This is a genomic window from Streptomyces sp. P9-A2 (assembly GCF_036634175.1).
GTDB lineage: Bacteria > Actinomycetota > Actinomycetes > Streptomycetales > Streptomycetaceae > Streptomyces > Streptomyces pratens.
Map to the genome: position 1 here is coordinate 7,652,118 of NZ_JAZIFX010000001.1, position 25,636 is coordinate 7,677,753.

A 25,636-nucleotide genomic window follows, 5' to 3' on the forward strand; every position below is an offset into this window, starting at 1 on the left:
ACCTGAAAGGAGGGTGAGGCCAGATGATCACCCGCGATGAGGTCAGGATTCTCCTGGATCACCCCGTCTACGACGGCGAGGGCAACAAGATCGGTGAGGCCAAGCACGTCTTCTTCGACGACATGAGCGGCCGCCCCGAGTGGGTGAGCGTCAAGACGGGCATGTTCGGCACCAGTGAGTCGTTCATTCCCATCCGCGACGCCGAACTGGTGGAGGACCACCTCGAAGTCCCGTACCCCAAGGACAAGATCAAGGGCGCACCCGACGTCGACGTCGACTCGCACGGCCACCTGTCGGAGGCGGAGGAACACCGGCTGTACGACTACTACGGCATCGACTGGGGTGGCGTGCTGCGCGACGACTCCAAGAGCTCCGGCGAGGGCCGGACCGGCAAGCGCCCCGGCATGGGCAAGGCCGGAGCCGCCGGAGCTGTCGGAGCCGCCGGTGTCGCCGGAACTACGGGCCGGGGCGGGACGGCCGGTGCCGCCGGTACGGCCCGTACAGCGGGCAAGGACCGGACGGCGGCCAGGACGACCACCACCGCGGGGACGGCATCGGCGGCCGCGACGGGAACGCCGGCGACCGCCGGCAGGACCGGCCCCACGGGTGCCGCCGCGACCGCCGGCGGGACCGGCGTGCGGGCAGGTCAGGGCGCCGAGTCCATGACACGCATGGAGGAGGAGATGCACGTCCGCGTCGAGCGGCGCGAGACCGGCCGGGCCAAGCTGCACAAGTACGTCGTGACGGAGGACGTCGAACAGACCGTGCCCGTGCGCCATGAGGAGGTACGCCTGGTGCGGGAGCCGATCACGGAGGCCGAGCGCGAGGCCGCCCTGTCCGGCGCCGAGATGGGCGAGGCCGACTACGAGGTCACGCTGCACGAGGAGCGGCCCATCGTGGAAACCAGGGCGGTACCCGTCGAACGGGTGCGGCTGACCATGGAGGAGCACGTCGAGAACGAGACCGTACGGGGCCGCGTCCGCAAGGAGCGCATCGAGAGCGAGGGCGTTCCGGACACCACCGCGCGGCGGGACACCACCGCGCGGCGGGACACCACCGCGCGGCGGGACGACGCCGCCGGACGGGGCCGCGACGTTCCACGCCGGGGCCGCGCATGACCGGAGGGCACCGGGCGCGCGCCGGCGGGTCTGCTCACCGGTGCGCCGCCCCGTCGCCCTCCGTGTCCATGGGCCCGGCGAGGCCGGTCAGGGCGGCGAGCCGCCGGTAGGAGTCCAGCAGGGCCGTACGATCGTGGGTGCTGGTGGTGACGAGGACCTCCTGGGCGCCCGTCTCCTTCAGTACCGTTTCCAGTTCTCCGGCCACCTGCTCCTCGGTGCCGGCGATGTGGCCGCCCAGCCCGGACTCGTACAGGTCGCGTTCCCTGGCCGTCATGGTGAAAGACTCGACGCGCCCGGCGGGTGGCAGTGGCGGGAAGACGCCGTGGGTCCGGGAATGCGCCATCGACCAGGCTTCCGGGATCAGCAGCCGACGGGCCTGTTCGGGCGTGTCCGCCACAGCGACCGTCCCGGAGATCACCACATACGGCTCGCTCGCCCAGGCGGACGGGCGGAAGTGCTCCCGGTAGTGGTCGATGCCGCGCCGCATCCGGTCGCGGCCGCGCAGGTCGCCGATGACCATGGGCAGGCCCGCGCGGGCGGCGATCGTCGCGCCCTCACCCATGGCCAGCACGAACGGCGGCACGGTCAGGCCTTCGGCCGGGCGGGCGTGCACGCCGGTGGGGGAGGTGCCGAGGAACCAGCCGAGCAGCTCGTCGATCTGGGCGCCGAAGTCCTCGGCGTCCTCCTTGTCGTGTCCCAGCGCCTTGCGTACCCCGTCGGTGAAGCCGACGGAGCGGCCCAGGCCCATATCGATGCGCCCGGGGAAGAGCGACTCCAGCACGCCGAACTGTTCGGCCACGACGAGCGGTCGATGATTGGGCAGCATGACCCCGCCGGTGCCGACGCGGATCGTCCGGGTCGCCGCGGCGACGGCGGCGGCCAGTACCGTCGGCGCGGAGCCGGCGACCCCGGGCACGCCGTGGTGCTCCGAGACCCAGAAGCGGTGGTAGCCGAGCTCCTCCAGCTCCCGCGCCAGGCGCACGGTGTCACGCAGCGCCTCGGGGCCGCTGTGCCCCTCACGGGTGCGGGAGCGGTCGAGGACGGAGAAGCGGGCCGAGGCGATCACAGGGCTCATACGAGGTTCAACACCTGCCGGGCCCGGCGATTCCTCATGGCGCGATGTTGTGGTTGAGGTGGAACAGGTTCCCCGGGTCGTAGCGCCGCTTCACGGCGACCAGCCGGGCGTGGTTGCCCCGGTAGTTCACCCGGACACGGTCCTGGTCGTCACCGTCCATCGGATAGCTAGCGAGGGGACCCGCGCCTTTAGGCGTGGGGGGAATCGCTTCTCGGGACTGCTCTGACCTCAACTGCGCTCACGGGTCCGCACTGTTCACCTCGGCTAGATGCATGCCGCGTGTATATTGATCAGGTGACTGTGACGCGGAAGGTCCGCCGGTACTCCGGCGGCGTGTACGACTTGGGCTTGCATGTGGTGTGGTGCCCGAAGTACCGCCGCAGGGTTCTCGGTGGCCAGGTCGCGGTCCGGCTGCGTGAGCTGATCGAGCAGAAGGCGGCCGAGAAGGGCTGGGAGATCATCGCCCTCGAGGTGATGCCCGATCACGTGCACCTGTTCGTCAAGCACGAGCCGAAAGCCTCGGCGTCGTACGTGGCGAACCAGTTCAAGGGCTTCACCTCCCGCGTGCTGCGGGAGGAGTTCCCGCACCTCAAGAGCCGGATGCCCACGCTGTGGTCGTCGTCGTTCTTCGTAGCCTCGGTCGGCGCGGTCAGCGCCGACACGGTGGAGAAGTACATCAACACCCAGTGGGAACGCCCCCGGACGAAGAAGCAGAAGGAGGAGGAGGAGACCGGCCGTGCACCGGGCGTATAAGTTCCTCCTTCGCCCCACCGTCCGCCAGGCCCAGGCTCTCGGCGAGATGCTGCGGGATCACTGCTCCCTCTACAACGCTGCCTTGCAGGAACGCCGTGACGCCTATCGGCACCTCTCCAGGACGAGCGTCAAGTACGGGCAGCAGTCCGCCCAGCTCAAGGAGATCCGGGCGCTCGACCCTGAGCGGCAAGGACGCTGGTCGTTCTCGTCGCAGCAGGCCACCTTGCGCCGCCTGGACAAGGCGATGCAGGCGTTCTTCCGCCGGGTCAAGGCAGGAGAGAAGCCCGGATACCCCCGGTTCCGAGGCGTGAACTGGTTCGACACCGTGGACTTTCCCAGGGACGGGGACGGCTGCCGGTGGGACTCCACCCCGCACGATCCCGTCACCCGAGTCCGCTTCCAGGGCGTGGGGCACGTCCGGGTCCACCAGCACCGGCCCGTCAAGGGCCGCGTCAAGACCGTCAGCGTCAAGCGCGAAGGACGGCAGTGGTACGTGATCCTCGCCTGTGATGAGGTTCCGGCCGAGCCGCTGCCCGCCACCGGCGCCGTGACCGGCATCGACATGGGCATAGCCCACTTCCTCACCACCTCCGAGGGTGAGCACATCACCAACCCACGGCACGGCAAGCGCAACACCGAGGCCCTCGCCGAAGCCCAGTGCGCCCTCAAGGCGTTCCCGCGCCGCAAGCGGGAGAACCGGTCGGCGAGGCACCGCCGGGCCGTGGAGAAGGTCACCAAGCTGCACCGCAAGGTCCGGCGTCAGCGCACCGACCACGCGCACAAGACCGCGCTTGCGATGGTCCGTGCCTACGACGTGATCGCGCACGAGCGCCTGAGCATCGCGAACATGGTCCGCGCACCCAAGCCGAAGCCCGACCCCGAGCAGCCCGGCGGCTTCCTGCCGAACGGCGCTGCTGCGAAGGCCGGGCTGAACAAGAGCATCCACGATGCGGGTTGGGGGGTGTTCCTGGACATCCTCACGCACAAGGCTGAAAGCGCCGGTCGTGTACTGATCCCCGTGGACCCCCGCAACACCTCCCGCACCTGCCCCGCCTGTGGGCACGTGTCCGGCGAGAACCGCACCACCCAAGAGAAGTTCGAGTGCACCCGGTGCGGGCACACCGCCAACGCCGATCAGGTCGGCGCACTCAACGTCGCTATCAGGGCCGGGCTGGTCCTTCCCGACGTGGCCTAGCCACCGACAGGAGAAGCCCCCCGGATTTATCCGGGGGGAGGAGTCACGAAGTTCACGTAGCCCCCGCCCATGGCATGCGGTTCGAGCGCCCGGTGGAAGGCCCGCACCCATCCCTTGTGCGTCTCGCAGTCCTCCCGGGTGGTGAGGGTCGGGCTCAGCGCGATCGCGTAGTCGGCGTCCCGGTAGGAGAACGCGGTGTCCTCGGGGGCGACCCGGTGGCAGGCACCGTCCAGTGGAAAGACGACCGTCACGCTCTGGACGGAGGGGGTCGTGGGACCGTACTCGACGAGGGCGTCGAGGGCGCCGTCCGGCAGGCCGCGGGTGAAGGAGCCCTTCCAGTAGTGGAAGAGGCCGGCCGGTACCAGCTCGTCGAACAGGGTGTTGACCAGCGGGTAGGGGATGCGCCCGAGGTGCTGCCCGACCACCGGCCCCAGCGCGGCCAGTTGGGCACGGATGTGCTCGTCCTCCTCCTCCGGCCCGCTCCAGCAGGTGACCACACCGCACAACGGCCGTCCGTGCCAGCGTTCGGGCAGGAACGGCACCGGTGGCCCCAGACCCACGATCAGCAGCGCGCCGAGGCGCTCGTCGGAGCCGGCCACCAGTTCTCGGTAGCGGCGCAGCACCTCGGCGTCGAGCGGATAGAACACCGGCCCGCCGAAAATGTCGGCCACCGGGTGCAGCCGGTGGACGAAGGAGGTGATCACGCCGAAGTTCCCGCCTCCCCCGCGCACCGCCCAGAACAGGTCGGCGTGCCGCTCCGGCGTACACGTCACGAAGGACCCGTCGGCCGTCACCAGGTCCACCGAGCGGCAGTCCACGAGGCGCCCCGTTGAAGCGAGTCGAACGCCCGGTCCGGCGGAGCCACCGTCCCCGACCTGCGGATTCCGGCGCCTCGATCGGCTGCACCACTCGGCGGGACGCCATCGCCGCGTCCCCATGAGCACGGTGACCGGCAGCCGTTCGTACACCGTCCGCACCCGGTTCTCCGGCTCTCCGGGCGCGGCAGCCCGGGCTCGTACGCTCTGAGCGGATCCTGCGGGATCCGGGTGGCGCACGCCGCCGGCGGTGACCGGGACCCGCGGGGACGCGGTGGCCGTCCGCCCCGCGCGGCGACGCCGGGTGTTGCCGCGGGACGTCTTCCGCGCGGGGCGGCCGAGGCTCTCCTCCTCGGTGATCGCTGGAACCGGCCTCGGGCCTAGGCTGGGCGGCGTGACCAACCGTGACAAGCGCCCGCTCGCCGTGTTCGACCTGGACAACACCCTCGCCGACACCGGGCACCGGCAGCGGTTCCTGGAGCGCAGGCCGCGCGACTGGGACGCCTTCTTCACCGCCGCGCCCGAGGACGCGTCCCTCGCGGAGGGCATCGCGCTGGTGCACGAGAGCGCGAGGGAGTGCGAGATCGTCTACCTCACCGGACGCCCCGAGCGCTGCCGGCGCGACACGCTGGACTGGCTGGCCGCCCAGGGGCTGCCCGAAGGACCGTTGCACATGCGCGGCGACGCCGACCGGCGGCCCGCCCGGTACACCAAGCTCGCGGTCCTGCGCCGCCTCGCCCGCACCCGGGAGATCCGGGTGCTCGTGGACGACGACGAACTGGTCTGCGCGGACGCCCGGCGGGCGGGGTTCACCGTGGTGCACGCCCGCTGGACGGCCCCGTCGGGAGAGCTGAGGGCGGCGCAGCAGCGGGAGGGGCGGACGTGACGTCCGCCCCTCCCGCTCCCCTCCGGGTGTGCACGGCCCACGTGCCGTGAACGCGCCCGGCTGCTCGCGACCGCCTCCGGGGGCGGGCGGGTGGCTCAGGCCGGCTCGTCCAGACGGAAGCCGACCTTCAGACCCACCTGCCAGTGCGCGATACGGCCCTCCTCGATCTGGCCGCGCACCTGGGTCACCTCGAACCAGTCCAGATTGCGCAGGGTCTGCGAGGCGCGCTCGATGCCGTTGCGGACGGCCTGTTCCACGCTGTCGGGTGACGTGCCGACGATCTCCGTGACCCGGTAGGTGTGGTTGGACATGCGGGTGCTCCTCTCGCCGGCGGCTCCCACCGGTACGAGGGCCGCCTCTTGTGTCGCACGTCACTCCACCGTGCCCCAAGTGGTGACCGAGCGCGAGATGTCGGGGCCTCACGCACCGTCCGGACCGGCCGTTCAGGGGCCGTCGGATTCCGAGGGGCGCCCCGCGACGTGGCGACGACGCGCCGCGTGCCGGGCCGAAACGGCGCCGGCCCGGCACGCCCCGTCCCTCACCGACCGCAGCGTACGGAGGACGGTCGCGGCCCGGCTCGCCGCAGACGCCTTCGGCGAGGCATCGCTCGCCGCAGGACTGCGGAGCAGGGCCGGCAGCACCGGCTGAACCGACCGACGCCGCCACCCTGCCGCGCGGTCCGACGCCGTTGCGGCCGCCGGACAGGGCCAGAGCCCCTGTCCGGGCGGATCATGTTGGGGAGTTGGGGAGTTGGGGAGTTGGGGAGTTGGGGAGTTGGGGAGCCGGGTGTCGGCACGCCTTCCCCCAAGTTGCTTCGAGCAGGTGCCCCCGCTCACCCCAGCCGGACAGAAACCGTCAGCCACCTCCGACTTGATCCGAAGGACAGGCCCTGCCCCTGGCCGTCGGACAGCGAACCGCATCCGGGAAGGCCCCGGTGAGGCGAGGAGCCCGGTGGCCCCGGGCCCCTCGCCGCCGCCCGCCCCGTCAGCGCGCCATGCTCAGCGACAGCGCGAACCGCCCCTCCTCGTCCGTCCACCACCGGGCCAACTCCAACCCGGCAGCGTCCAGTTCCTTCCGGACGCGCTCCTTGCGGAACTTCGCCGAGACCTCGGTGCGCAGTTCCTCGCCCGCGCCGAAGTCGACGGCGAGATCGAGCGCCGGGATCTTCACCGTCTGCCGGTCGCGCGAGCGCAGGCGCATCTCGATCCACTCGTGTCCGGCGTCCCACACGGCCACATGGTCGAAGGCGGCCGGATCGAAGTCGGCGCCCAGCTCCCGGTTGATGACGGTCAGGACGTTCCTGTTGAACGCGGCCGTCACCCCGGCCGCGTCGTCGTACGCCCGGACCAGCACCTCCTCGTCCTTGACCAGGTCCGTGCCGAGGAGCAGCGAGTCCCCGGGGGCGAGCATCGCGCGTACGGAGGCCAGGAACGCGGCCCGCTCGGCGGGCAGCAGATTGCCGATCGTGCCGCCGAGGAACGCCACCAGGTGCGGCCTTGGGGTGTCGGGCAGCGTCATGCGGCCGGTGAAGTCGTCGACCAGGGCGTGCACGTGCAGCCCCGGCCGCTCGGCGGCGAGTTCCCGGCCCGCCAGGGTCAGGGCGCTCTCGCTGACGTCGACGGGGACGTACGTGTGCAGCCCGGTCAGGGCGTCGAGCAGATGGCGGGTCTTCTCCGAGGAGCCGGAGCCCAGTTCGATGAGGGTACGGGCCCCGGACGCCTCGGCGATCTCACCGGAGCGGGCGAGCAGGATCTCGCGCTCGGCACGCGTCGGGTAGTACTCGGGCAGTTCGGTGATCTCTTCGAACAGCTCACTGCCCCGCGCGTCGTAGAACCACTTCGGAGGCAGTGTCCTTGGGCTGCCGGTCAGGCCCCGGAGGACGTCGGCGCGCAGGGCGGCGTCGGTGGCGTCCTCGGGCAGGGTGCGGGTGAGACGGAACGGACTCACGTGCGGGGCTCCTTCGGTGGTGCGGGTGTGTGCGGTGCCGGTGTGTGCCGCGCCGGTGTGCCGGTGCCCGTCAGGGCGTCGCCCGGTTCCTTGAGCGGGGTGAGCAGCACGTCCGTGCGGCTCGCGGCCAGCAGGGTGCGGTCGGGGACCTCGCGCCAGTGCGGATCGTCGTCGTACGGCTCGGAGGCCACGACGGTGCCGCCGCCCGGCCGGGCGAGGTACCACAGCGTGTCGCCCCACGCGGTCGCGGTGATCGTGTCGCCCTGGGTGAGCACCAGGTTCAGCCGGGACCCGGGGGCCGCCGCGGCGACCTCCAGCACGGTGTCGGCCAGTGCCTGCCCCTCCTCGTCCCCGGCCCGCAGCCTGGCGAGCACCAGAGCCCACACGAACGCGGAGTCGCTGCGGGCCTCGAGCGACAGCACGTCCTCGGGCGGCAGGGCCGTGACGAGCGGCGCGAGCGTGCCCGGCCAGCCCCGCACGGCCCCGTTGTGACTGAACAGCCAGGCCCCCGCGGCGAACGGCGCCGCCGCGGCCTCGCCGTCCGCCCCCGACAGGGTCGCGTCCCGTACGGCCGCGAGCAGCGCCGGGGTGCGGACGACCCGGGCGAGATCGGCGAACGACGGATCTCCCCAGATCGGCCCCGCCCTGCGGTACCGGGCCGGCACCGGGTCCCCGGGCGCGTACCAGCCCACTCCGAAACCATCGGCGTTGACGGTCCCGTACCGCTGGTGCCGGGGCGCCCACGACTGGCGGTACAACCCGTGCGGCGGGTCCACGAGGAGCCGGCCGAGCGGCTCCCCGGGACCCACGTAAGCGATATGACGGCACATCAGACGCTCTCCGAGCGGGCCGTGCGGAACCCGGAGAAGATCTGCCGCCGGACCGGATGGTCCCAGTTGCGGAACGTGCCCCGGCAGGCCACCGCGTCCACCGCGAACGAACCGCCGCGCAGCACCTTGCACCCGGTCCCGAAGAACACCTCCGAGTACTCCTTGTACGGGAACGCCCTGAACCCCGGGTAGGGCAGGAAGTCGCTGGACGTCCACTCCCACACGTCGCCGATCAACTGACGTACCCCGAGCGGCGACTCACCGGCCGGGTAGCTGCCCGCGGGCGCGGGCCGCAGGTGGCGCTGGCCGAGGTTGGCGTGCTCCGGTCCGGGGTCGGCGTCGCCCCAGGGGTAGCGCGCCGAGCGGTCGCCGGCCGGGTCGTGCCGGGCGGCCTTCTCCCACTCGGCCTCGGTGGGCAGCCGGCGCCCGGCCCAGCGGGCGTACGCGTCCGCCTCGTACCAGCACACGTGCAGCACCGGCTCGTCGGGCGGCACGGCCTCGGTCGCGCCGAAGCGGCGCCGCAGCCACTGCCCGCCGTCCCGGCGCCAGAACAGCGGGGCGGTGACGGAGTTGCGGCGGATGTGGGCCCAGCCCTCCGCGGTCCACCAGCGCGGTTCGTCGTAGCCGCCGTCCTCGATGAACGCCTGGTACGCCGCGTTCGTCACCGGCGTCGTGTCGATGTGGAACGGTGCCACCTCGCGCCGGTGCGCCGGACGTTCGTTGTCCAGCGCCCACGGCTCGTCCGAAGTGCCCATGGTGAACGGGCCGCCCGGGACGAGCACTTCGGCCGGGCCGGTGAACAGCGGCACCGGCTCCGGGTCCGGGGCCGTCAGGGCCCGCGGGCCGCTGCGCAGCTGATGGGTGATCAGCATCGTCTCATCGTGCTGCTGTTCGTGCTGCGCGACCATCCCGAAGGCGAACCCCGCCTCGGTCAGCCGCTCGCCGTGGAACGCGGTGCCCTCGAGCACGTCCAGCGCCCGGCCGCGCACGTCCGAGGCATAGCGGCGGGCCTCCTCGGGAGGCAGCAGCGGCAGCTTCGGCCGCTCGGCGCGCGGGTGCTCGAAGGCGTCGTAGACGCTGTCGATCTCGGGCCGTATCGCCTCCTGCCCGCCGACGGCCCGCAGCAGCCACTGTTCCTCCTGATTGCCTATGTGGGCGAGGTCCCACACCAGCGGCGACATCAGCGGTGAGTGCTGCGCGGTGAGATCGGGTCCGTCGACACAGCTGGTCAGCAGGGTGGTCCGGTCACGCGCGGTGACCAGTGAGGCGACCGCGCGCTCACGCAGGGCTTCGGCGTCGAGGGCGGGATCGGTCATGAGGAGGTGTCCTTCCCGTGCGGATGCGCTCCGTGCGCGTGCGGGCCGGGAGCGCCGGGAGTGCTGTGGGGGCGCGTGCCGGGTGTGCCGTCGGATCCGGTGCGCAGGGCGTCGAGCAGGTCGTCGGCCGGGCAGCGGCCGCGGGCGACATACCGGTCCTGGTACGCCGCCACCGCGTCCACGACCTCGGTCGTGGCACCGAGCCCGGGCAGGGCCCGCAGCGCCGCCGAGAAGCAGACGGCGGCCACCTCGCGCAGCTCCGGGTCGGCCAGGCCGCCGCGGGCCGCGTCCCGCCACAGCGGGTTGTGCGGCGCGGGCATGCCCTGAGTCCGTTCGGCCAGCGGTTTCACCGCCCGGTAGGCCGTCTCGGAGGCCTCCGGATCGTCGAACAATGCCGTCGTCACGGCCAGCGGCACAATCCAGCCGTTGTCCCCGGGCTGCGCGTCGATCATCCGCAACTCCAGATGGCCGCGCGGCCTGACCGGCGGGAACAGCGTCGTGACGTGGTAGTCGAGGTCCTCCCGGGTGGGCGCCCTGGGCACTCCGGACCTGGTCCACTCGCGGAAGGTCAGCCCGTCCGGCACGTCCCACGGCCCGCTGTCCTGCCGTACGCACATCACCGGCGCGTCCAGGACGTGCCGGGTCCAGGCGCCGCGCGGCTCGGAGTCCAGTACGGGGCCGCCCGCGCGGCCGGTGCCGATCTGGGCCCAGCGCAGCTGCCGGGTGGACAGCCAGCCGGTGGGCCGGTGCCCGGCCAGCGGGGAGTTGGCGAACGCGGCCACCAGCACCGGGCCCAGTCGGTGTGCCAGCCACCAGCGCCGCACATGACCGAGGGTGCCGGGTTCCTCGTATCCGGCGTCCAGGCACACCTGTACGGAGGCCGACGTGCACATCATGGCGCGGCCGGCGGGGCCGGTGCGGTCGAGACAGGCTTCCATGGCGTCGTAGCGCGGTTCGCGCAGGAACCGGCGCGGTGTGTGCCAGGGATCGTGGCCGAGGCCGACGAGGCCGAGACCGTCCTCGCGCAGTACCGCGCGGACGGCGTCGAGATCGGCGCGGACGGCGTCGACGCACTCCATGAGGGAGGCGGCGGGCTGTGAGCTGAGCTCCAGCTGGCCTCCGGGCTCGACGGTGAGCGCCGAATCCAGGGGCACGGTCCGCAGAGCGGCGTAGGCCGCTTCGAGTCGTTCGGATGTCACGGGGAGCCGCGGGGTCCGCAGCTCGTGGACCAGCCATTCCACCTCCACACCGAGGCGACGTGGTGGTCCGGTCTTGAAGCAGATGCCCCGTACGAGGGCCTCCGCCTCGGCTTCGGTGACGGCGGGACGGGGCTCGATACAGGCGCTTGCCGAATCGGACATGTGGGAATCCTCCTGAGATACCACCATGTCGCCGGCCCGGTGTCTTTTGCCGGGCAGGCATCAACTCGTCCAGCCAAAACCCTCACGACGTCCGGCACAAGAGCGCCTGGCGGGAGTTCCGGGCCGGTAACTCCTCCTTCCCGCCCGTTTCCGAGGGCTTTCCCCCCCGCCTCCCGGGCCTTCCGTGGGGAAACTCCGTTGCGTCGCCTCCTCAGCATCGCTCAGGATGCCCCTATGAGCACGACGGGGGAGAGGCCGGGCGACATGCCGGTGAAGACCACGGGGGCGATCGCGGGGCGCGCGGTCACGGCGCGTACGGGGGTCGCGGCGTGAGCGCGCGTCTGCGCGGCATCGCGCGGGAGACCGAGCGGATCGTGGCATCGGGAGGCTATCGCGCTCCGGCCGACGGTCGTGAGGTGCGCCTGGCGGCGGCGGTCGAGGCCGCGCGGGACGGTACGCGGATGTACGGGCCGGAGCCGCTGCGGGTGCAGATCCCGGCGTATGCGCCGGTGACGGCTTCGGTGAGATCTTCGGGCCCGGCTCCGGACCCGCGCCCGGCCCCGGATCCGGGCGTCGGCTGGGCGTTGTCCCCGGCCTTCCGGCCGGTGGGGACCCGGATCGAGGTCACCGGGGAGAGCAGCCTGGAGGCCGCGCGCCGGCTTGCGGGAGACCGCGACGACTCGCCCGGCGAGCCCGCCGTGCTGAACTTCTCCTCAGCCCGGAATCCGGGCGGCGGCTACCTCAACGGCGCCCAGGCCCAGGAAGAGGCGCTGTGCCGCGCCTCCGCCCTGTACGTCTGCCTGCTGCGGGCAGCAGGGTTCTACGATCACCACCGGACGCACCGCGACCCGTTCTACACCGACCGTGTGATTCACTCGCCCGCCGTGCCCGTCTTCCGCGACGATCGCGGCCGGCTCCTCGACGAGCCGTTCTCCGTCGGCTTCCTCACCTCGGCCGCGCCGAACGCCGGTGTGATCCTGCGGACCGCACCGGAGCGTGCGGCCGAGCTGCCCCGCGCCCTGGTGGTCAGGGCGGAGCGGGTGCTGGAGACCGCCGTCGTCCACGGTTACCGGCGACTGGTGCTGGGCGCCTGGGGCTGCGGGGTCTTCCGGAACGATCCCGCGCAGGTGGCGGCCGCGTTCCGGGCGCTGCTGGAGCCGGGCGGACGATTCGCGGGAGCGTTCGAGCACGTGGTGTTCGGGATTCTGGACCGGACACGCGGAAGCGAGGTCCGCGCGGCGTTCGAGCGGACCTTCGCGGACCTGGCGCCGGCCGCTTGAGGGACTCGGCAGCGGATCGGGTGAAGGTCAGTTCCAGCCGTACCGCTCGCGCAGCCGGTGACGCACCAGATTGAACCGCATCCGGTCCAGGGCGCACGCCTCGCGGCGCATGCCGTCCTCGTGCAGCCGCAGCACCCGGTCGACGGCCACCCAGGAATCGCGGCCCGAACGGTCCCACGGCCCGCTCCCGATCGGCACCCGGTCCCGGTCCCCATTGCGCTGCTTGCTCGACAGCTGCACCGCGAGGAAGGTCCCGGACGGCTCCCGCGCGACCACGAGTACCGGACGGTCCTTGCCCCGGCCGTCGGTCTCCTCGTAGGGGACCCAGGTCCAGACTATTTCCCCCGGGTCGGGGTCGCCGTCGCGCTCGGGCGAGTACTCCGTGCGTACCCGGCCCACCTCACCGGGTTCGGCCTCCGTGGTGGCGGTGGGGCCGAAGCGGCCGGGGACTTCATCAGTGCTGTACTCGGTCACAGACGTACCGTACGGGATGACACCGGGGCTGTGATCAACTGCCTTGCGCGGCAAGGGAGGCGTACGGCTTCCGGTGGACCGCTGCGCACAGCTGTGGTGGTGCGCGCGGTGCGCGCGGCGGAAAGGTCACGCTGTGTCGTGCACGCTCACGCCCGTGAGTTCCCTGCCCGAGATCATCCCGGCCTCGATCCGTACGAACACCCCGTCCCGCATCGGCATCCAGGAATCGGGTCCGGTCCGCAGCAGCCGCTCGTGCTCGGCGGGATCGGTCACCACCGCGGCCCGGCCCGTGACCACCACGCTCCATCCGGCCCGGTGCTCGGCATGGAACTCGTCGGCCTCGAAGGCCACCACGACCCCGTCGATCGCACGCACCAGGTCGGAGTCCCGCGAAGTGCACAGCAGCACGGAGGCGTCCGTGTCCAGGGAGAAATTGATGGGCAGGACGGCGGGCAGCGCCTGCCGGGTGTACACGACGCGACCGACCGGCACCTTGGCCAGCAGGCGCAGGCACTCCTGGCGTTCGAGTGCACGGAAACCATCGCTCTGGAACATCAGTCCATGGTCGGCGGCCGATCCCGGCCGGGCTAGGGCCGGACGGCCCTGATGAGCCACCGGCCCCCGGAGAGCAGGTGCCGACGCGTGAAAACGATGCGGGTGGGTACCCCGGGGGCCGGTGGGGTCCGGCAGGGACGGCCGGGCCCTGCCGTCGGATCCCGTCCGAGTCCGGGCGGCCGAAGGGGAACGGGTGCCATGGGCAGGACCGCGCTGATCGTCATCGACATGATCAACACCTACGACCACCCGGACGCCGAGCTGCTGATGCCGTCCGCGGAGTCGGTCGTACCGGTCATCTCGGACCTGCTGCGCCGGGCACGGCAGCGGGACGCCCCGGTGGTCTACGTCAACGACAACTTCGGAGAGTGGCGGTCGCACCACGGCGAGCTGCTCGACAAGGCGCTCGCCGGGTCCCACGCGCACCTCGTCGAACCGCTGCGGCCGACCGACTCCTCACTCTTCGTGGTCAAGGCCCGCCACTCGGTCTTCTTCGAGACACCGCTGCACTATCTCCTCCACCAGCAGGGCGTAGACCGGCTCGTCCTGTGCGGCCAGGTGACGGAGCAGTGCGTGCTGTACTCCGCACTGGACGCACACATCCGCCACCTCGACGTGGTGGTCCCCCGCGACGCCGTCGCCCACATCCACGCCGACCTGGCGGACGCCGCCCTGCGGATGATGGAACGCAACATGAACGCACGGGTGTGCGACAGTGCCGACCTGTGGGCGGAGTGACGGCGCGGGCCGTCTCCCCGACGCGGGGCCGGGGCGCGTCGCCCCGCGCGACACCGGCCGTATGGCGCGTACCCCGGGTCCTCCCACTGCTTTCTCCCCCTCCGCCCCGCAGCCCCTGCCCGCCGAGCCGCACCCCCGGCGCCGGCCGGCCACCCGCCCGCCCGCAGCCGGCGAAAACTCCTCGACGGCCACCGACGAAGTTGTCTACCATCACCCGTGCGGCATCGCGTGCCGGTCATCGACCGGGTGAGGCATGGAGGCGCCGCGGATGCCCGTGGAGGCATTGACCAGTGTCAGTCGAGTTCAACCACACCATCGTTCTCACCCGTGACCGGGAGAAGTCCGCCCATTTCCTCGCCCGTATCCTGGGGCTCGAGGTCGGCGAACCGGCCGGAGTCTTCCTTCCCGTGACGACGGCCAACGGCGTCACCCTGGACTTCGCGACCATCGACGCCGACATCCCGGCACAGCACTACGCGTTCCTCGTCTCCGAGGACGAGTTCGCTCCCCTCCTCGACCGGCTCGTGGACGCCGGAATCCCCATCCAGGCCGATCCGCACGGCCGCCACCCGCGCCGCGTCAACCGCCATGACGGCGGCCACGGCGTGTACTTCACCGACCCGGCCGGACACGGTCTGGAAGTCATCACCCGCCCCTACGGAACCGACCCGGACTCCCCGCTCAACGGCGTCACCGAAGAGGTCCCCGGGGCGGTCTGATCCGTCCGGGCGACTGCCGGAGGGCCGGGCCGGGTGGGTTGAGGGCTTTCCCGCCCCGCCCCGTTCCACCCGGCCCGGCTCTGGCGGTCGCTCCGAGGTCCGTTCAGACGACCGCGTCCGCGCGCAGGGCCGTGATGTCGGCGGGGGAGTGGCCGAGGTCGCCGAGAATGGACTCGGTGTGCTCGCCGACGGCGGGCACCGGGTCCATGCGGGGCGCGAGACCCGCGAGGTCGGTCGGGGGGAGCAGGGCCTCCACCGTCGCGCCGGGGACCGCCACCTCACGCCGGCGGTCGCGGGCGGCGAGGACCGGATGGCCGAGGAAGGCGGCGACGTCGTTGACCCCCGCACAGGCGATACCGGCCGCCTCCAGGTCCTCGAGGAGCTCATCGGCGTCGGAGCGGGCGAAGCGCTCGGCGATCACGGCATCGAGTTCCTCGCGGTGTGTCACGCGCGCGGAACCGGTCGCGAAGCGCGGATCGCCGGTCAGCTCGGGACGGCCCAGGAAATCGGTGCACAGAGCCGCCCACTCGCGCTCGTTCTGGATGGAGAACAGCACCTCGCGGCCGTCCGCGGCCCGGTACGTCCCGTACGGGGCGATGGTGGCGTGCCGCGTACCCAGGCGCGGGGGCTGGCTGCCGCCGTAACGGGTGTAGTAGGCGGGCTGGCCCATCCACTCGGCCAAGGCCTCGAACAGCGACACCTCCACGGGGTGGACGGTGCCGGCGGTCGCCCGGGTGTAGAGAGCGGTGAGGACCCCGCTGTACGCGTACATTCCGGCGGCGATGTCGGCCACCGAGATACCGGTGCGGGCGGTCCCCTCCGGCGTTCCGGTCAGCGACACCAGGCCCGTCTGGCACTGCACCAGCAGGTCGTACGCCTTGCGGTCGGCCCAGGGACCGGTCGTGCCGTAGCCGGAAATGGTGCACGGGATCAGGCGGGGGTGACGTCGGGTGAGAGCGTCGGTGCCCAGGCCGAGCCGGTCCGCCGCGCCCGGTGCCAGGTTCTGTACGAACACATCGGCCCCGGCGAGGAGTCGGTGCAGGATCTCGAGGCCCCGCGGATCCTTCAGGTTCAGCGTGAGGGACTCCTTGGACCGGTTGAGCCACACGAAGTAGCTGGAGTGGCCGTGGACGGTCGTGTCGTAACGGCGGGCGAAGTCGCCCTCGCCCGGCCGCTCCACCTTGATCACACGGGCTCCGAGGTCGGCGAGCTGCCGGGTGGCGTACGGCGCGGCCACGGCCTGCTCCAGGCTGACCACCGTGACCCCGGACAGGGGATGCCTCTGCACGTCCACGTCTTCCGCTCGCCTTCCGCTCGTCTTCCCGGACCGGACCCGGCCGCCCCGTCCGCTCGATCAGTACAGCCGGTGCGAGCGGCCTGTCAACGGCCGCCCTCGGTCCGTTCGGCCCGCTCAGCCGCGTGCCCCGCATGCCCGGGCGGAGGGAATCCCGGCGGGCGGCCTGCCGCGGGTGACGACGTGCGCGCCGTGGCCGTCGACGACACGGACCTGGAGCGAGCCGCATCCGCAACGGGTCCACACCGTGCTGCCCGCGGCGCTGCTGTGCCGCGACACCAGCTGGAACGGCTCGGCGCCGTCCGGCCATCCGCAGTAGGGGCAGACGATGCCGGTCGCGCCGGTCGTGCCGGTGGTTCCGTGCGCGCTGGCCATAGTGGCTCCTCGGCTCCTCGAAGTTCGGCTCCCGGTACGGCAAGGTCCGGCGGCCGTCGTGACACGACCAGGGTGCGTCGCACCTTCCGTACACGTCCAGGTTGACTTTATGGAATCGACCGTGAAGCTTGAGCTACATGATCGACCTGCGCCGGCTGCACGTCCTCAGGGCGGTCGCCCACTACGGCACGGTCACCGCGGCCGCCCGCGCCCTGCACTTCACCCCGTCCGCCGCCTCCCAGCAGATCCGCCGGCTCGCCCGCGACCTGGGTGTCGACCTGCTGGAACCGCAGGGACGCGGCGTACGGCTCTCCCCGGCGGCCGAGAGCCTGCTCGCGCACGCCGACGCCATCGAGACCCGCTGGGAACAGGCCGAACTGGATCTGCGGGCCGACCACGGAGCCCCCACCGGGCTGCTGCGGGTCACCGGGTTCCCGGTGGCGATCTCGGTCCTGCTGGCCCCCATGGCGGCCCGGCTGGGCGCCCGTCATCCCAGGCTGACGGTACGGATCCTGGAGACGGCGGTGCAGAAGAGCTTCGACCTGCTCTTCGAAGGGGCCACCGATCTGGCGATCGTCGAGGTGACCCCGCTCAACCCGCCGCTGAGCGACGCGCGCTTCGACCAACAGCCGCTGCTGGACGACCCGTTCGATCTCGTGGTCCCCGAGGGGCATCCGCTGGCCGACCGCGGGCGGGCCGGCCTGGAGGAGGCGGCGCGCGAACCGTGGATCGCACCGGTGCCGGAGAGCCCCTGCCGGCCCCATGTGATGTCGGCCTGCGGCGCCGCCGGGTTCACCCCGGACGTCGTCCACCACGCCCTCGACTGGAACGCCACCGCCCATCTCGTCGCGCACGGCCTCGGCGTCGCACTGATCCCGCGACTGGCCCAGCTGACCCCGCACCTGCCGATCACCCGCGTACGCTGCACCGGCAACCCGCACCGCAAACTGCTGACCTGCACCCGAGGGGGCGGCCACGCCCGCCCGGCGGTCGAGGCCGCACTGCGGGAACTGCGGGAACTGGCGCCGACGGCCGTCGCCTGAGAGCGGGATCCCTCGCGAGGGCCTCGCGCCCGCCGCGCCACCGGGCTCCTCGCCGCCACCGGCCCTGCTGGGTGACGGGGACGGTGTCCGCCCGATCGGCCCGCTCCGGCGGCGGGTCCTGGTGGGCGAGATCGCGCGAGGTCGTGTCGGGACGGCGGGTGTTCCTCGTGACGGTCAGCGGGTGGTGCTGAGCCAGGGCATCGGATCCGTGTACTGCCCGTCGAGAAGGACCTCGAAGTGCAGATGGGGACCGGTCGACAGGCCGGTGGAGCCCACGAGCCCCACCGGGGTGCCGGCGGTCACGGTCTGGCCCGTGGTGACCTGGAGGGCCGACAGGTGACTGTAGGTCGTCTCCAGCCGCTTGCCGGCGATCGTGCCGTGGTCGATCACCACCCGGTTGCCGTAGGCCGCGGTCATGTCCGCGAACGTCACCCGGCCGTCGCGCGTGGCGGACACCGGCGCCCCTTGGGGCGCGCCGAAGTCCACTCCCGTGTGGAGCTTGGTGACACCGGTGAGCGGGTGCTCACGCGAGCCGAAAGGCGAGGTGACGGTGAGTGTGCCCGCGGGCGGGGCCAGGATGGCCGAGGTGTTCCGCTCGTCGGCCGCGTCGGGGTTCTGCCGGACGAGTGCGTCGTACCGCGGCAGTCGTTCCTTGACCTTCTCGAGGAACGGGTGTGCGCCGGTCGGTACGTGGCCCGTCCGTGCCACCGCGTCCGTCCCCACCTCGTATGCGGCGAGGGTGAGGTCCACGAGGTTGCCGCTGACGGTTCCCTTCGTCCTGAGGTCGGTCACCTCCTTGGCGAGGGAACAGTCGTACCGGCCGAGGGCCATGACGGCATCCGCCGGATCGAGCGGTGAGGAGCGGCCGTTGGCGTCGTCGTCCCGGCCCCAGGTCTGCCACTGAGCGTCGGTGAAGCGTGCGATCCCCTGCTGGGAAAGGCTGGCGGTGTCGTTGTTCCACCCGGACAGCTGATCGATCTGGGCGGCGAGGAGGGAGGGCGTGACGACCTCGCAGGCATCGGCGGCCTTGCGCAGCCAAGGGACGTAGGAGGCGTCGACGTTGCTGACGGACGTCGGTGCCGGATCCGGCTCCTCGGACAGAGCGGGGGAGAGGACGCCGGTCAGGGCGAGGAACCCCGCGACCCCGACGATCACCACCATGGCGGGCACCGCGATCAGGACGAAGGGGCCGCGGCGGCGTGGCGGGCGGGCTCCGTCGGGAGCCGGCGTCGTCGACAAAGGCTCACGGTCCGGAGGTTCGCGGCCCGGTGGTTCATCGGTGACGTCGCCCTGAGGCGGCGTGCCGTCGGCCGGGTCGACCGGCATCGTGGGTGTGATCGACTCCGGATGTGCCCCGTGCCGGCCCGGCACCGTCCGGTCATCCGCTTGTCCGGCTGCGGCCGCTGTGTGAACGGCCCCGGCGCTCCCTCCGTCCTCGGTCACGTGTCGTGTCTGCCGTGCGAAGGTGCGGTGACCGGATGCGATGACGGGGGAAAGTTCAGACTCACGCCTGGATGCTAACGCCGTCCTGACGAGACGTCACCGGCCTGCCAGGCACAGCGGATTGCCCGAAAGGGCTGACTTGATGCCCAGGGAACACACGCGAGGGCTGGGGCGTGTTTCGGAAGTCCCGCCTGCCCCGCGGCGTCCGGCACGCACTCCCCCAGGCTCTTCGAGCAGGGGGACCCCCAGCCGCGTTGTCGGGAGCGCCCACGTACGCGCCCGGTACGCGGGCGGCCCTCCGCCGTGCGATCGCACGCTCCCCCAAGCTCTCGGCTCCGCTCGAGCAGGGGGGACCCCCATGACACCGCGGGACCCGCCCTCCGGGCGGCCGGCGCTACGTTCGAAACACGCCCCAGGGGCGGCGCGGGCGCTTCCACGATCGCGGACGGGTGGGACCTGAGCCCGGCCGCGCCATCGGGCTCCTCGCCGCCGCTCGGGCGCTCCGCCGTCGGGTCCCGGCTATCGCCCGGGTGCCCCCGCGCGCAGCCCGTCCATGACGATGTCCAGCAGTCGGGTGGCCCGGGTCCGCCAGTCCCCGGCGGGGTCGAGCTGCCACAGGCCGCCGATCGCGAGAACCATGTCGTCCGAGGTGACCCCGGGGCGGATGGTTCCGGCCTCCTCGCAGGCGCGCAGCAGGAGTTCGGCGGCCTCGATCACGGGGTTGGGCCCCGGCTTCGCCGGGCTGCCCGGTGCGCCGGTCGCCTGCCTGATGGCGTCGGCCAGTCCGGCCTTGGTCATCGCGAACAGGGCGAGCCGGTCCATCCATTCGCGCAGGGCGCGGTCGGGCTCCCGGGTCTCCAGCAGCCGCGCCGCGCTGTCGGCCACCTGGCGCATCTCGTGCCGGTAGATCTCCAGGACGAGATCCTCCCGGCTGGGGAAGTTCCGGTAGAGCGTGCCCTGGCCGACACCGGCCTTCTTGGCGATCACGCTCAGCGGGGTGTCGGCCGACCGGGTCAACTCGTCCAGCGCGACCTCCAGAATGCGCTCGCGGTTGCGCTGCGCGTCCGACCGCAGGGGCGCCTGCGCGCGCGGGGGCGTGTCCTTGCCCTGCGGCGTGTCCGCGCCGCCCGTGTCCCGGCCCATGTCCTGCTCCGCGTCCCGACCCACTCGTCCGCCCTCCTCCCGGGCATGGCCGAAACCCGTTCTTGCTAAGCGGACAGCTGTCCACTAAATTTTTCCGGTAACGGACAACCGTCCGCTTCGGTGCATCGTAGCGGTGGCCGCGGACAGTGCGGGAGAGGGCGGCGCGCCCGTGCCCGCGGCCGGACCGGTGCCCGCGCTCCCGGTCCGTCGACGGGCTTCCACCTGTCGGCCTTTCGACCGTTTCCCACTCGTCCGCCACCCGAGGGCCTTGCCGGCCTGCACGGATCCGCGAAGGAAGGCTGCTCATGGCTCCCACGACGTCCAGCAGCGTCACCCTGAACATCAACGGCGAGAAGCACACGCTGTCCGTCGACCACCGCACCACTTTGCTCGACGCCCTGCGCGAGCGCCTCGATCTGACCGGCACCAAGAAGGGCTGCGACCAGGGACAGTGCGGTGCCTGCACCGTCCTGGTGGACGGCCGCCGCACCGTGTCCTGCCTGCAACTGGCCGTGGCGGCGGAGGACCGGGAGATCACCACCGTGGAAGGCCTCGCCGAGGGGGAGCGGCTGCACCCCGTGCAGCAGGCCTTCCTCGACCTGGACGGCTTCCAGTGCGGTTACTGCACGCCCGGCCAGATCTGTTCCGCCGTCGCCGTCATCGAGGAGCACGCCGCGGGCTGGCCCAGCGCGGTCACCGACGACGTGCGGCCCGAAGCGGGACCGCCTCCGCTGACCCCGCAGGAGATCCGCGAACGGATGAGCGGCAACCTGTGCCGCTGCGGTGCCTACGTCTCGATCGTCGAGGCCGTCGCCCGCGCCGCCGCCGAGCGTACCGAAGCCACCGAAGCCACCAGGGTCACCGAGGAGGCTGCCGCATGAGGGAGTTCGACTACCGGTGCGCCCACGACGTCCAGGGCGCGGTCGCCCTGCTCGACGCCGACCCCGACGCACGCTATCTCGGCGGCGGGACCAACCTCGTCGACCTGATGAAGACCGGCGTCGAACGTCCCGCGCGACTCGTCGACGTACGCCGACTTCCGCTGGACCGGATCGAGTCGACCGGAGACGGCGGACTGCGCATCGGCGCCACCGTCACCAACAGCGACCTCGCCGCCCACCCCGAGGTCCGCCGCCGCTATCCGGCGCTGACCCAGGCGGTGCTCGCCGGAGCCTCCGGGCAGCTGCGCAACATGGCCACCGTGGGCGGGAATCTGCTCCAGCGCACCCGCTGCGGCTACTTCGCCGACGTGACCAAGCCCTGCAACAAGCGGCTCCCCGGCAGCGGTTGTCCCGCCGTCGAGGGCGAGCACCACAACCACGCCGTCCTGGGCGCTTCCGAGCACTGCGTCGCCGTCCACCCCTCCGACATGGGGGTGGCACTGACCGCGTTCGACGCCGTCGTCTCGTACCGAACCGCCGACGGACCGGGTGAGTTGCCGCTCGCCGACTTCTATCTCCCCGTCGGTGACACCCCGCACAGGGAGACCGCTCTGCCCCAGGGCGCGCTCATCACCGGCGTCACACTGCCGCCCGTGCCGTCGGCCGCCCACTCCCGCTACCGCAAGGTGCGCGAACGCGCCTCGTACGCCTTCGCGATCGGCTCGCTCGCCGCCGCCCTCGACATCAGCAACGGCGTCGTACGCGAGGCGCGGCTCGCCCTCGGCGCGGTCGCGTCCCGGCCGTGGCGGGCGCACGCCGCCGAACGCGTCCTCAACGGCGCCCCGGCGTCCGCCGACTACTTCGCCGCGGCCGCGGACGCCGAACTGGCCGCCGCCCGGCCGCTGCCCGGCAACGCCTACAAGATGACCCTCATGCGCAACCTCGTGGTGGCCGTCCTGTCCGAACTCGCCGAGGAGGCCGCCCGATGACCGCCACCACGACCGGCGCGGAGACCGCCACCACGACCGTGACGGAAGACGGCACCTCACCTGTCACCACGGCTGCCGTCCCGACCGTGACCGGCGCCGTCGGCACCGCGCACACACGCGTGGAGGGCCGCGACAAGGTGACCGGAGCCGCCCGCTACGCGGGTGAGATTCCCTTCGCCGACCTCGCCCACGGCTGGCTGGTGCTGTCCACCGTCGCCCGAGGCCGGATCGCATCCGTCGAGACCGCTCCCGTCCTCGCCATGCCGGGCGTCCTCACCGTGCTGCACCACAAGAACGCCCCGCGTCTCCACCTCGACTACATCGGCCTGCTGGGTGTCCGGCCGGACCCGACCGCCGCCGTCTTCCAGAACGACCGCGTGGCGCACGCGGGCTGGCCCGTCGCGCTCGTCGTCGCCGAGACCTCCGAGCAGGCCCGCGAGGCGGCCGAGGCGCTTGTCGTGACCTATGAACAGGAGCCGCACGACATCGACTTCAGGGGCGACCGCCCCGACGCGTTCACACTGGACGGGCACATGCCCGCGGTGACCGAGAAGGGTGACCTGGACGCCGAACTCGCCGCCTCCGCACACGTCGTGGACGTCGAGTACACCACCCCCGAAGAGCACCACGCCATGATGGAGCCGCACGCGGCGACCGCCCGGTGGGACGACGGGCGGCTCGACGTCGTCGACTCCAACCAGGGCACCACCTGGGTCGCCGACGAACTCTCCCGGATGTTCTCCCTCGACGCGTCCGCCGTGCGGGTGCGCTCCGAGCACGTCGGCGGCGGCTTCGGCAGCAAGGGAGTGCGCGCCCACCAGGTGTCCGCCGTCATGGCGGCGACCGCGCTGCGGCGCCCGGTCCGCGTGGTCCTGAACCGCCGCCAGATGTTCTCGCTCACCGGCTACCGCAGCCCCACCGCCCAGCGCATCAGGCTCGGCGCCGACGCCGACGGGCGGCTGCGCGCCCTGGAGCACCGCTCGCTCAGCCAGACCTCGACGGTCTGGGACTTCGTCGAGCCCAGCGCCGGAGTGGCCCGGGTGATGTACGACGCCCCCGCCCACCGCACCGCGAACGAGGCGGTACGGCTCGACGTGCCCTCGCCGACCTGGATGCGCGCGCCGGGTGAGGCACCGGGCGCGTTCGCGCTGGAGGCGGCGCTCGACGAACTCGCCCAGCAGTGCGGCATCGACCCGATCGAGCTGCGCCTGCGCAACGAACCCGCACGGGGCCCGGTCTCCGGGATGCCGTTCAGCGGACACAACCTCGCCGCCTGCTTCCGGGAGGGCGCCCGGCGCTTCGGCTGGGCAGGCCGCGACCCGCGTCCCGGCCTGCGCAGGGAGGGAAACCTGCTGATCGGCACGGGTACGGCCGCCGCGTCCTTCCCCGCGGGAGCCGGCCCCTCCACGGCCGCGGTGACGGCGGAGGCGGACGGCACCTTCACCGTGCGGATCGCGGCGGCCGACATCGGCACCGGAGCCCGCACCGCGCTCACCCTGGTCGCCGCCGACGCGCTCCGGGTGGCGCCCGCGCGGATCCGGATGCGGATCGGCGACAGCGACTTCGGCCCCGCGATGATCGCCGGCGGTTCCACCGGCACCCGCTCCTGGGCCTGGGCGATCACCGTCGCGGCCGACGAACTGCGGGAACGCCTGGCGGGTGAGACCGGCATTCCGGCGGACGGCATCACCGTACGCTCCGACACCACCGCGGCCCTCGGAGCCCTGGCACAGAAGGAACGGCACTCCTTCGGGGCACAGTTCGCCGAGGTCGCCGTGGACGTCACCACCGGCGAGGTGCGGGTGCGCCGCATGCTCGGCGTGTTCGCCGCGGGCCGGATCGTCAACCCGCTCACCGCGCGCGGCCAGCTCGTCGGCGGGATGGTCTGGGGCATCTCCATGGCCCTGCACGAGGAGGGGATCCGTGACCGGGCCTCGGGCGGCCACTACGGCGGCGATCTCGCGGGCTACCACATCGCCACGAACGCCGACGTGCCGGTCGTCGAGGCGGACTGGGTCGACGACCCGGACCCCGACGACCCGGTCGGCATCAAGGGCATCGGCGAGGTCGGAATCGTGGGGGCCGCGGCGGCCATCGCCAACGCGGTCTGGCACGCGACCGGTGTGCGGCACCGGAACCTTCCCATCCGCCCGGACCGGGTCCTCACCGTGGGTGGACCGCATGTTTGACATCGCCGGTGAGCTGCACCAGTGGCTCACCGAGGGCCGGGAGTTCGCCGTCGCCACCGTGGTGTCCGTCAGCGGCAGCGCACCGCGCGGCCCCGGCGCCGCCCTCGCCGTCGACCGCGAGGGCACGGTGATCGGCTCGGTCTCGGGCGGCTGTGTCGAGGGCGCGGTGTACGAGCTGTGCCTCGAGGCGCTCGCCGACGGCGGGACGCGGACGCAGCGATTCGGATACAGCGACGAGGACGCCTTCGCGGTCGGTCTGACCTGCGGCGGGATCATCGACATCAGGGTCACCCCGGTCGGCACGCACGTCGCCGCCCGCGAAGTGCTGCGGGCGGCCCTGTCCGCGGTGGTCCGCGGTGAGCCGGTGGCCCTTGCCCGGATCGTCCGGGGCCCGGCCGAGACGCTCGGCGGCGTGCTCCTGGTCCGCCCCGACGGGTCGTACGAGGGGAACCTCGCCGGCCGTCCCGAGCTGGACCGGACGGCGGCGGCCGAGGCACGGGCCCTGCTGGACGGCGGACGCACCGGCACCGTGGGCGTCTCGGCGGACGGATCGCACTGCCCCGGAGGGGTGACCCTGTTCGTGGAGACGTCGCAGCCGCCGCCCCGCATGATCGTCTTCGGTGCGGTCGACTTCGCGGCGGCTCTGGTGCGGACCGGCAAGTTCCTCGGCTACCACGTGACCGTCTGCGACGCCCGGCCGGTGTTCGCCACCCGGGCCCGGTTCCCGGAGGCGGACGAGATCGTGGTCGACTGGCCGCACCGCTATCTGCGTACCGCGGTCACCGACGGGCGCACGGTGCTGTGTGTGCTCACCCACGACGCCAGGTTCGACGTCCCCCTGCTGACGGAGGCGCTGGCGATGCCGGTGGCGTTCGTCGGGGCGATGGGATCGCGCCGGACCCACGCGGACCGGCAGCGGCGGCTGCGCGAGGCGGGCGTGGGCGAGCGGGAACTGGCCCGGCTCAGGTCGCCGATCGGCCTGGACCTCGGGGCGCGTACGCCGGAGGAGACCGCCCTGTCCATCGCGGCGGAGATCGTCGCGGCCCTGCGGGGCGGCACGGGCGCGCCGCTGACCGGCGTCCGAACACCGATCCACCGCGAGGAACGGGCGGGGGCGGGCGTCTGAGCGGAGGCAGGGAGACGGAGACCGGGGACCGGAGGGTGGAGGGCCGGCCCCGCTCCCAAAATCACGTCCGCCCGTCCTTACGGCCGAAGGG

General features: G+C 72.5%; 25 protein-coding genes and 1 pseudogene. 12 read left to right on the forward strand and 14 right to left on the reverse strand.

Annotated elements, in window-relative coordinates:
* The first annotated feature begins 23 nt into the window (after nucleotides 1–23).
* On the forward strand, nucleotides 24–1,118 hold the full coding sequence (locus V4Y04_RS34395; RefSeq protein WP_332432226.1) for a PRC and DUF2382 domain-containing protein: 1,095 nt from the start codon (nucleotides 24–26) through the stop codon (nucleotides 1,116–1,118).
* A 34-nt stretch (nucleotides 1,119–1,152) separates the two neighbouring features.
* Here V4Y04_RS34395 and V4Y04_RS34400 read toward each other — a convergent pair whose 3' ends face one another.
* Nucleotides 1,153–2,193, reverse strand: coding sequence for an LLM class flavin-dependent oxidoreductase (locus tag V4Y04_RS34400; protein ID WP_332432227.1), 1,041 nt, complete (start codon nucleotides 2,191–2,193; stop codon nucleotides 1,153–1,155).
* A 34-nt stretch (nucleotides 2,194–2,227) separates the two neighbouring features.
* Nucleotides 2,228–2,353: pseudogene (locus V4Y04_RS34405) on the reverse strand (BBE domain-containing protein); the annotation flags it as partial.
* A gap of 140 nt (nucleotides 2,354–2,493) precedes the next feature.
* Here V4Y04_RS34405 and tnpA point away from each other — a divergent pair.
* Both tnpA and V4Y04_RS34415 read left to right on the forward strand, forming a co-directional pair.
* A complete protein-coding gene (tnpA, locus tag V4Y04_RS34410) occupies nucleotides 2,494–2,946 on the forward strand; it encodes an IS200/IS605 family transposase (RefSeq protein ID WP_332433105.1) in 453 nt (150 codons plus the stop codon).
* The gene (locus V4Y04_RS34415; RefSeq protein ID WP_332432228.1) at nucleotides 2,930–4,141 is read left to right on the forward strand and encodes an RNA-guided endonuclease InsQ/TnpB family protein; all 1,212 of its coding nucleotides are present in this window, start codon (nucleotides 2,930–2,932) and stop codon (nucleotides 4,139–4,141) included. The genes tnpA and V4Y04_RS34415 overlap by 17 nt, the downstream gene beginning before the upstream one ends.
* Before the next feature lie 26 nt (nucleotides 4,142–4,167).
* Here the strand turns inward: V4Y04_RS34415 and V4Y04_RS34420 are convergent, their stop codons facing one another.
* Entirely contained in the window at nucleotides 4,168–4,959 is a 792-nt protein-coding gene (locus tag V4Y04_RS34420) for a hypothetical protein (RefSeq protein ID WP_332432229.1), read from the reverse strand.
* Nucleotides 4,960–5,350: 391 nt separating this feature from the next.
* On the opposite strand from V4Y04_RS34420, the gene V4Y04_RS34425 reads away from it, so the two are divergent.
* Nucleotides 5,351–5,842 (forward strand): phosphatase domain-containing protein, encoded by a 492-nt coding sequence (locus tag V4Y04_RS34425; protein ID WP_332432230.1) that lies wholly within the window; start codon nucleotides 5,351–5,353, stop codon nucleotides 5,840–5,842.
* A gap of 95 nt (nucleotides 5,843–5,937) precedes the next feature.
* Here the strand turns inward: V4Y04_RS34425 and V4Y04_RS34430 are convergent, their stop codons facing one another.
* From V4Y04_RS34430 to egtA, 5 genes are all read right to left on the reverse strand, one after another.
* Nucleotides 5,938–6,153 (reverse strand): dodecin, encoded by a 216-nt coding sequence (locus V4Y04_RS34430; protein WP_332432231.1) that lies wholly within the window; start codon nucleotides 6,151–6,153, stop codon nucleotides 5,938–5,940.
* Between the two features lie 673 nt (nucleotides 6,154–6,826).
* Nucleotides 6,827–7,789: an L-histidine N(alpha)-methyltransferase gene (gene egtD, locus V4Y04_RS34435; protein ID WP_332432232.1), complete on the reverse strand. Its 963-nt coding sequence runs from the start codon at nucleotides 7,787–7,789 to the stop codon at nucleotides 6,827–6,829.
* Nucleotides 7,786–8,619 carry an ergothioneine biosynthesis protein EgtC gene (gene egtC, locus V4Y04_RS34440; protein WP_332432233.1) on the reverse strand — a complete coding sequence of 278 codons (834 nt, stop codon included), beginning with the start codon at nucleotides 8,617–8,619 and terminating at the stop codon, nucleotides 7,786–7,788. The genes egtD and egtC overlap by 4 nt, the downstream gene beginning before the upstream one ends.
* The gene (gene egtB, locus V4Y04_RS34445) at nucleotides 8,619–9,935 is read right to left on the reverse strand and encodes an ergothioneine biosynthesis protein EgtB (RefSeq protein ID WP_332432234.1); all 1,317 of its coding nucleotides are present in this window, start codon (nucleotides 9,933–9,935) and stop codon (nucleotides 8,619–8,621) included. The genes egtC and egtB overlap by 1 nt, the downstream gene beginning before the upstream one ends.
* Entirely contained in the window at nucleotides 9,932–11,296 is a 1,365-nt protein-coding gene (gene egtA / locus V4Y04_RS34450) for an ergothioneine biosynthesis glutamate--cysteine ligase EgtA (RefSeq protein ID WP_332432235.1), read from the reverse strand. The genes egtB and egtA overlap by 4 nt, the downstream gene beginning before the upstream one ends.
* 329 nt (nucleotides 11,297–11,625) lie before the next feature.
* Here egtA and V4Y04_RS34455 point away from each other — a divergent pair, with 329 nt between their 5' ends.
* On the forward strand, nucleotides 11,626–12,576 hold the full coding sequence (locus V4Y04_RS34455) for a TIGR02452 family protein (RefSeq protein ID WP_332432236.1): 951 nt from the start codon (nucleotides 11,626–11,628) through the stop codon (nucleotides 12,574–12,576).
* A 27-nt stretch (nucleotides 12,577–12,603) separates the two neighbouring features.
* On the opposite strand, the gene V4Y04_RS34460 is transcribed toward V4Y04_RS34455, so the two are convergent.
* Complete coding sequence (locus V4Y04_RS34460) at nucleotides 12,604–13,050, reverse strand: type II toxin-antitoxin system PemK/MazF family toxin (RefSeq protein ID WP_332432237.1); 447 nt, start codon at nucleotides 13,048–13,050, stop codon at nucleotides 12,604–12,606.
* 126 nt (nucleotides 13,051–13,176) lie between these two features.
* Nucleotides 13,177–13,605, reverse strand: coding sequence for a pyridoxamine 5'-phosphate oxidase family protein (locus tag V4Y04_RS34465; RefSeq protein WP_332432238.1), 429 nt, complete (start codon nucleotides 13,603–13,605; stop codon nucleotides 13,177–13,179).
* A 198-nt stretch (nucleotides 13,606–13,803) separates the two neighbouring features.
* On the opposite strand from V4Y04_RS34465, the gene V4Y04_RS34470 reads away from it, so the two are divergent.
* Together V4Y04_RS34470 and V4Y04_RS34475 are read left to right on the forward strand one after the other, a co-directional pair.
* Nucleotides 13,804–14,343 carry an isochorismatase family cysteine hydrolase gene (locus V4Y04_RS34470; protein WP_332432239.1) on the forward strand — a complete coding sequence of 180 codons (540 nt, stop codon included), beginning with the start codon at nucleotides 13,804–13,806 and terminating at the stop codon, nucleotides 14,341–14,343.
* Nucleotides 14,344–14,633: 290 nt separating this feature from the next.
* Entirely contained in the window at nucleotides 14,634–15,062 is a 429-nt protein-coding gene (locus tag V4Y04_RS34475; RefSeq protein WP_332432240.1) for a VOC family protein, read from the forward strand.
* A gap of 103 nt (nucleotides 15,063–15,165) precedes the next feature.
* Here the strand turns inward: V4Y04_RS34475 and V4Y04_RS34480 are convergent, their stop codons facing one another.
* Nucleotides 15,166–16,356, reverse strand: coding sequence for a CaiB/BaiF CoA transferase family protein (locus V4Y04_RS34480; protein ID WP_332432241.1), 1,191 nt, complete (start codon nucleotides 16,354–16,356; stop codon nucleotides 15,166–15,168).
* A gap of 117 nt (nucleotides 16,357–16,473) precedes the next feature.
* A complete protein-coding gene (locus V4Y04_RS34485; RefSeq protein WP_332432242.1) occupies nucleotides 16,474–16,731 on the reverse strand; it encodes a hypothetical protein in 258 nt (85 codons plus the stop codon).
* A gap of 137 nt (nucleotides 16,732–16,868) precedes the next feature.
* Here V4Y04_RS34485 and V4Y04_RS34490 point away from each other — a divergent pair, with 137 nt between their 5' ends.
* Complete coding sequence (locus V4Y04_RS34490; protein WP_332433106.1) at nucleotides 16,869–17,774, forward strand: LysR family transcriptional regulator; 906 nt, start codon at nucleotides 16,869–16,871, stop codon at nucleotides 17,772–17,774.
* 174 nt (nucleotides 17,775–17,948) lie between these two features.
* Here the strand turns inward: V4Y04_RS34490 and V4Y04_RS34495 are convergent, their stop codons facing one another.
* Together V4Y04_RS34495 and V4Y04_RS34500 are read right to left on the reverse strand one after the other, a co-directional pair.
* Entirely contained in the window at nucleotides 17,949–19,100 is a 1,152-nt protein-coding gene (locus V4Y04_RS34495) for a peptidoglycan DD-metalloendopeptidase family protein (protein ID WP_443080127.1), read from the reverse strand.
* A 636-nt stretch (nucleotides 19,101–19,736) separates the two neighbouring features.
* Entirely contained in the window at nucleotides 19,737–20,360 is a 624-nt protein-coding gene (locus V4Y04_RS34500) for a TetR/AcrR family transcriptional regulator (RefSeq protein WP_332433107.1), read from the reverse strand.
* Between the two features lie 305 nt (nucleotides 20,361–20,665).
* Here V4Y04_RS34500 and V4Y04_RS34505 point away from each other — a divergent pair, with 305 nt between their 5' ends.
* From V4Y04_RS34505 to V4Y04_RS34520, 4 genes are read left to right on the forward strand one after another with little or no spacing between them, the layout of a single operon-like run.
* A complete protein-coding gene (locus tag V4Y04_RS34505) occupies nucleotides 20,666–21,241 on the forward strand; it encodes a (2Fe-2S)-binding protein (RefSeq protein WP_332432244.1) in 576 nt (191 codons plus the stop codon).
* Nucleotides 21,238–22,230 carry an FAD binding domain-containing protein gene (locus V4Y04_RS34510; RefSeq protein WP_332432245.1) on the forward strand — a complete coding sequence of 331 codons (993 nt, stop codon included), beginning with the start codon at nucleotides 21,238–21,240 and terminating at the stop codon, nucleotides 22,228–22,230. Before V4Y04_RS34505 ends, V4Y04_RS34510 begins: the two co-directional genes overlap by 4 nt.
* Nucleotides 22,227–24,419: a xanthine dehydrogenase family protein molybdopterin-binding subunit gene (locus V4Y04_RS34515; RefSeq protein ID WP_332432246.1), complete on the forward strand. Its 2,193-nt coding sequence runs from the start codon at nucleotides 22,227–22,229 to the stop codon at nucleotides 24,417–24,419. The genes V4Y04_RS34510 and V4Y04_RS34515 overlap by 4 nt, the downstream gene beginning before the upstream one ends.
* The gene (locus V4Y04_RS34520; RefSeq protein WP_332432247.1) at nucleotides 24,412–25,545 is read left to right on the forward strand and encodes an XdhC/CoxI family protein; all 1,134 of its coding nucleotides are present in this window, start codon (nucleotides 24,412–24,414) and stop codon (nucleotides 25,543–25,545) included. Before V4Y04_RS34515 ends, V4Y04_RS34520 begins: the two co-directional genes overlap by 8 nt.
* The last annotated feature ends 91 nt before the right edge of the window (nucleotides 25,546–25,636 follow it).

Excerpts from the sequence above, each read along its gene's own strand:
- V4Y04_RS34395 (WP_332432226.1), top strand. The coding sequence starts at position 24 with ATGATCACCCGCGATGAGGTCAGGATTCTCCTGGATCACCCCGTCTAC.
- V4Y04_RS34400 (WP_332432227.1), bottom strand. The coding sequence starts at position 2,193 with ATGAGCCCTGTGATCGCCTCGGCCCGCTTCTCCGTCCTCGACCGCTCC.
- V4Y04_RS34430 (WP_332432231.1), bottom strand. The coding sequence starts at position 6,153 with ATGTCCAACCACACCTACCGGGTCACGGAGATCGTCGGCACGTCACCC.
- egtC (WP_332432233.1), bottom strand. The coding sequence starts at position 8,619 with ATGTGCCGTCATATCGCTTACGTGGGTCCCGGGGAGCCGCTCGGCCGG.
- egtB (WP_332432234.1), bottom strand. The coding sequence starts at position 9,935 with ATGACCGATCCCGCCCTCGACGCCGAAGCCCTGCGTGAGCGCGCGGTC.
- egtA (WP_332432235.1), bottom strand. The coding sequence starts at position 11,296 with ATGTCCGATTCGGCAAGCGCCTGTATCGAGCCCCGTCCCGCCGTCACC.
- V4Y04_RS34465 (WP_332432238.1), bottom strand. The coding sequence starts at position 13,605 with ATGTTCCAGAGCGATGGTTTCCGTGCACTCGAACGCCAGGAGTGCCTG.
- V4Y04_RS34470 (WP_332432239.1), top strand. The coding sequence starts at position 13,804 with ATGGGCAGGACCGCGCTGATCGTCATCGACATGATCAACACCTACGAC.
- V4Y04_RS34485 (WP_332432242.1), bottom strand. The coding sequence starts at position 16,731 with ATGGCCAGCGCGCACGGAACCACCGGCACGACCGGCGCGACCGGCATC.
- V4Y04_RS34490 (WP_332433106.1), top strand. The coding sequence starts at position 16,869 with ATGATCGACCTGCGCCGGCTGCACGTCCTCAGGGCGGTCGCCCACTAC.
- V4Y04_RS34495 (WP_443080127.1), bottom strand. The coding sequence starts at position 19,100 with ATGCCGGTCGACCCGGCCGACGGCACGCCGCCTCAGGGCGACGTCACC.
- V4Y04_RS34500 (WP_332433107.1), bottom strand. The coding sequence starts at position 20,360 with ATGGGCCGGGACACGGGCGGCGCGGACACGCCGCAGGGCAAGGACACG.
- V4Y04_RS34505 (WP_332432244.1), top strand. The coding sequence starts at position 20,666 with ATGGCTCCCACGACGTCCAGCAGCGTCACCCTGAACATCAACGGCGAG.
- V4Y04_RS34510 (WP_332432245.1), top strand. The coding sequence starts at position 21,238 with ATGAGGGAGTTCGACTACCGGTGCGCCCACGACGTCCAGGGCGCGGTC.
- V4Y04_RS34515 (WP_332432246.1), top strand. The coding sequence starts at position 22,227 with ATGACCGCCACCACGACCGGCGCGGAGACCGCCACCACGACCGTGACG.
- V4Y04_RS34520 (WP_332432247.1), top strand. The coding sequence starts at position 24,412 with ATGTTTGACATCGCCGGTGAGCTGCACCAGTGGCTCACCGAGGGCCGG.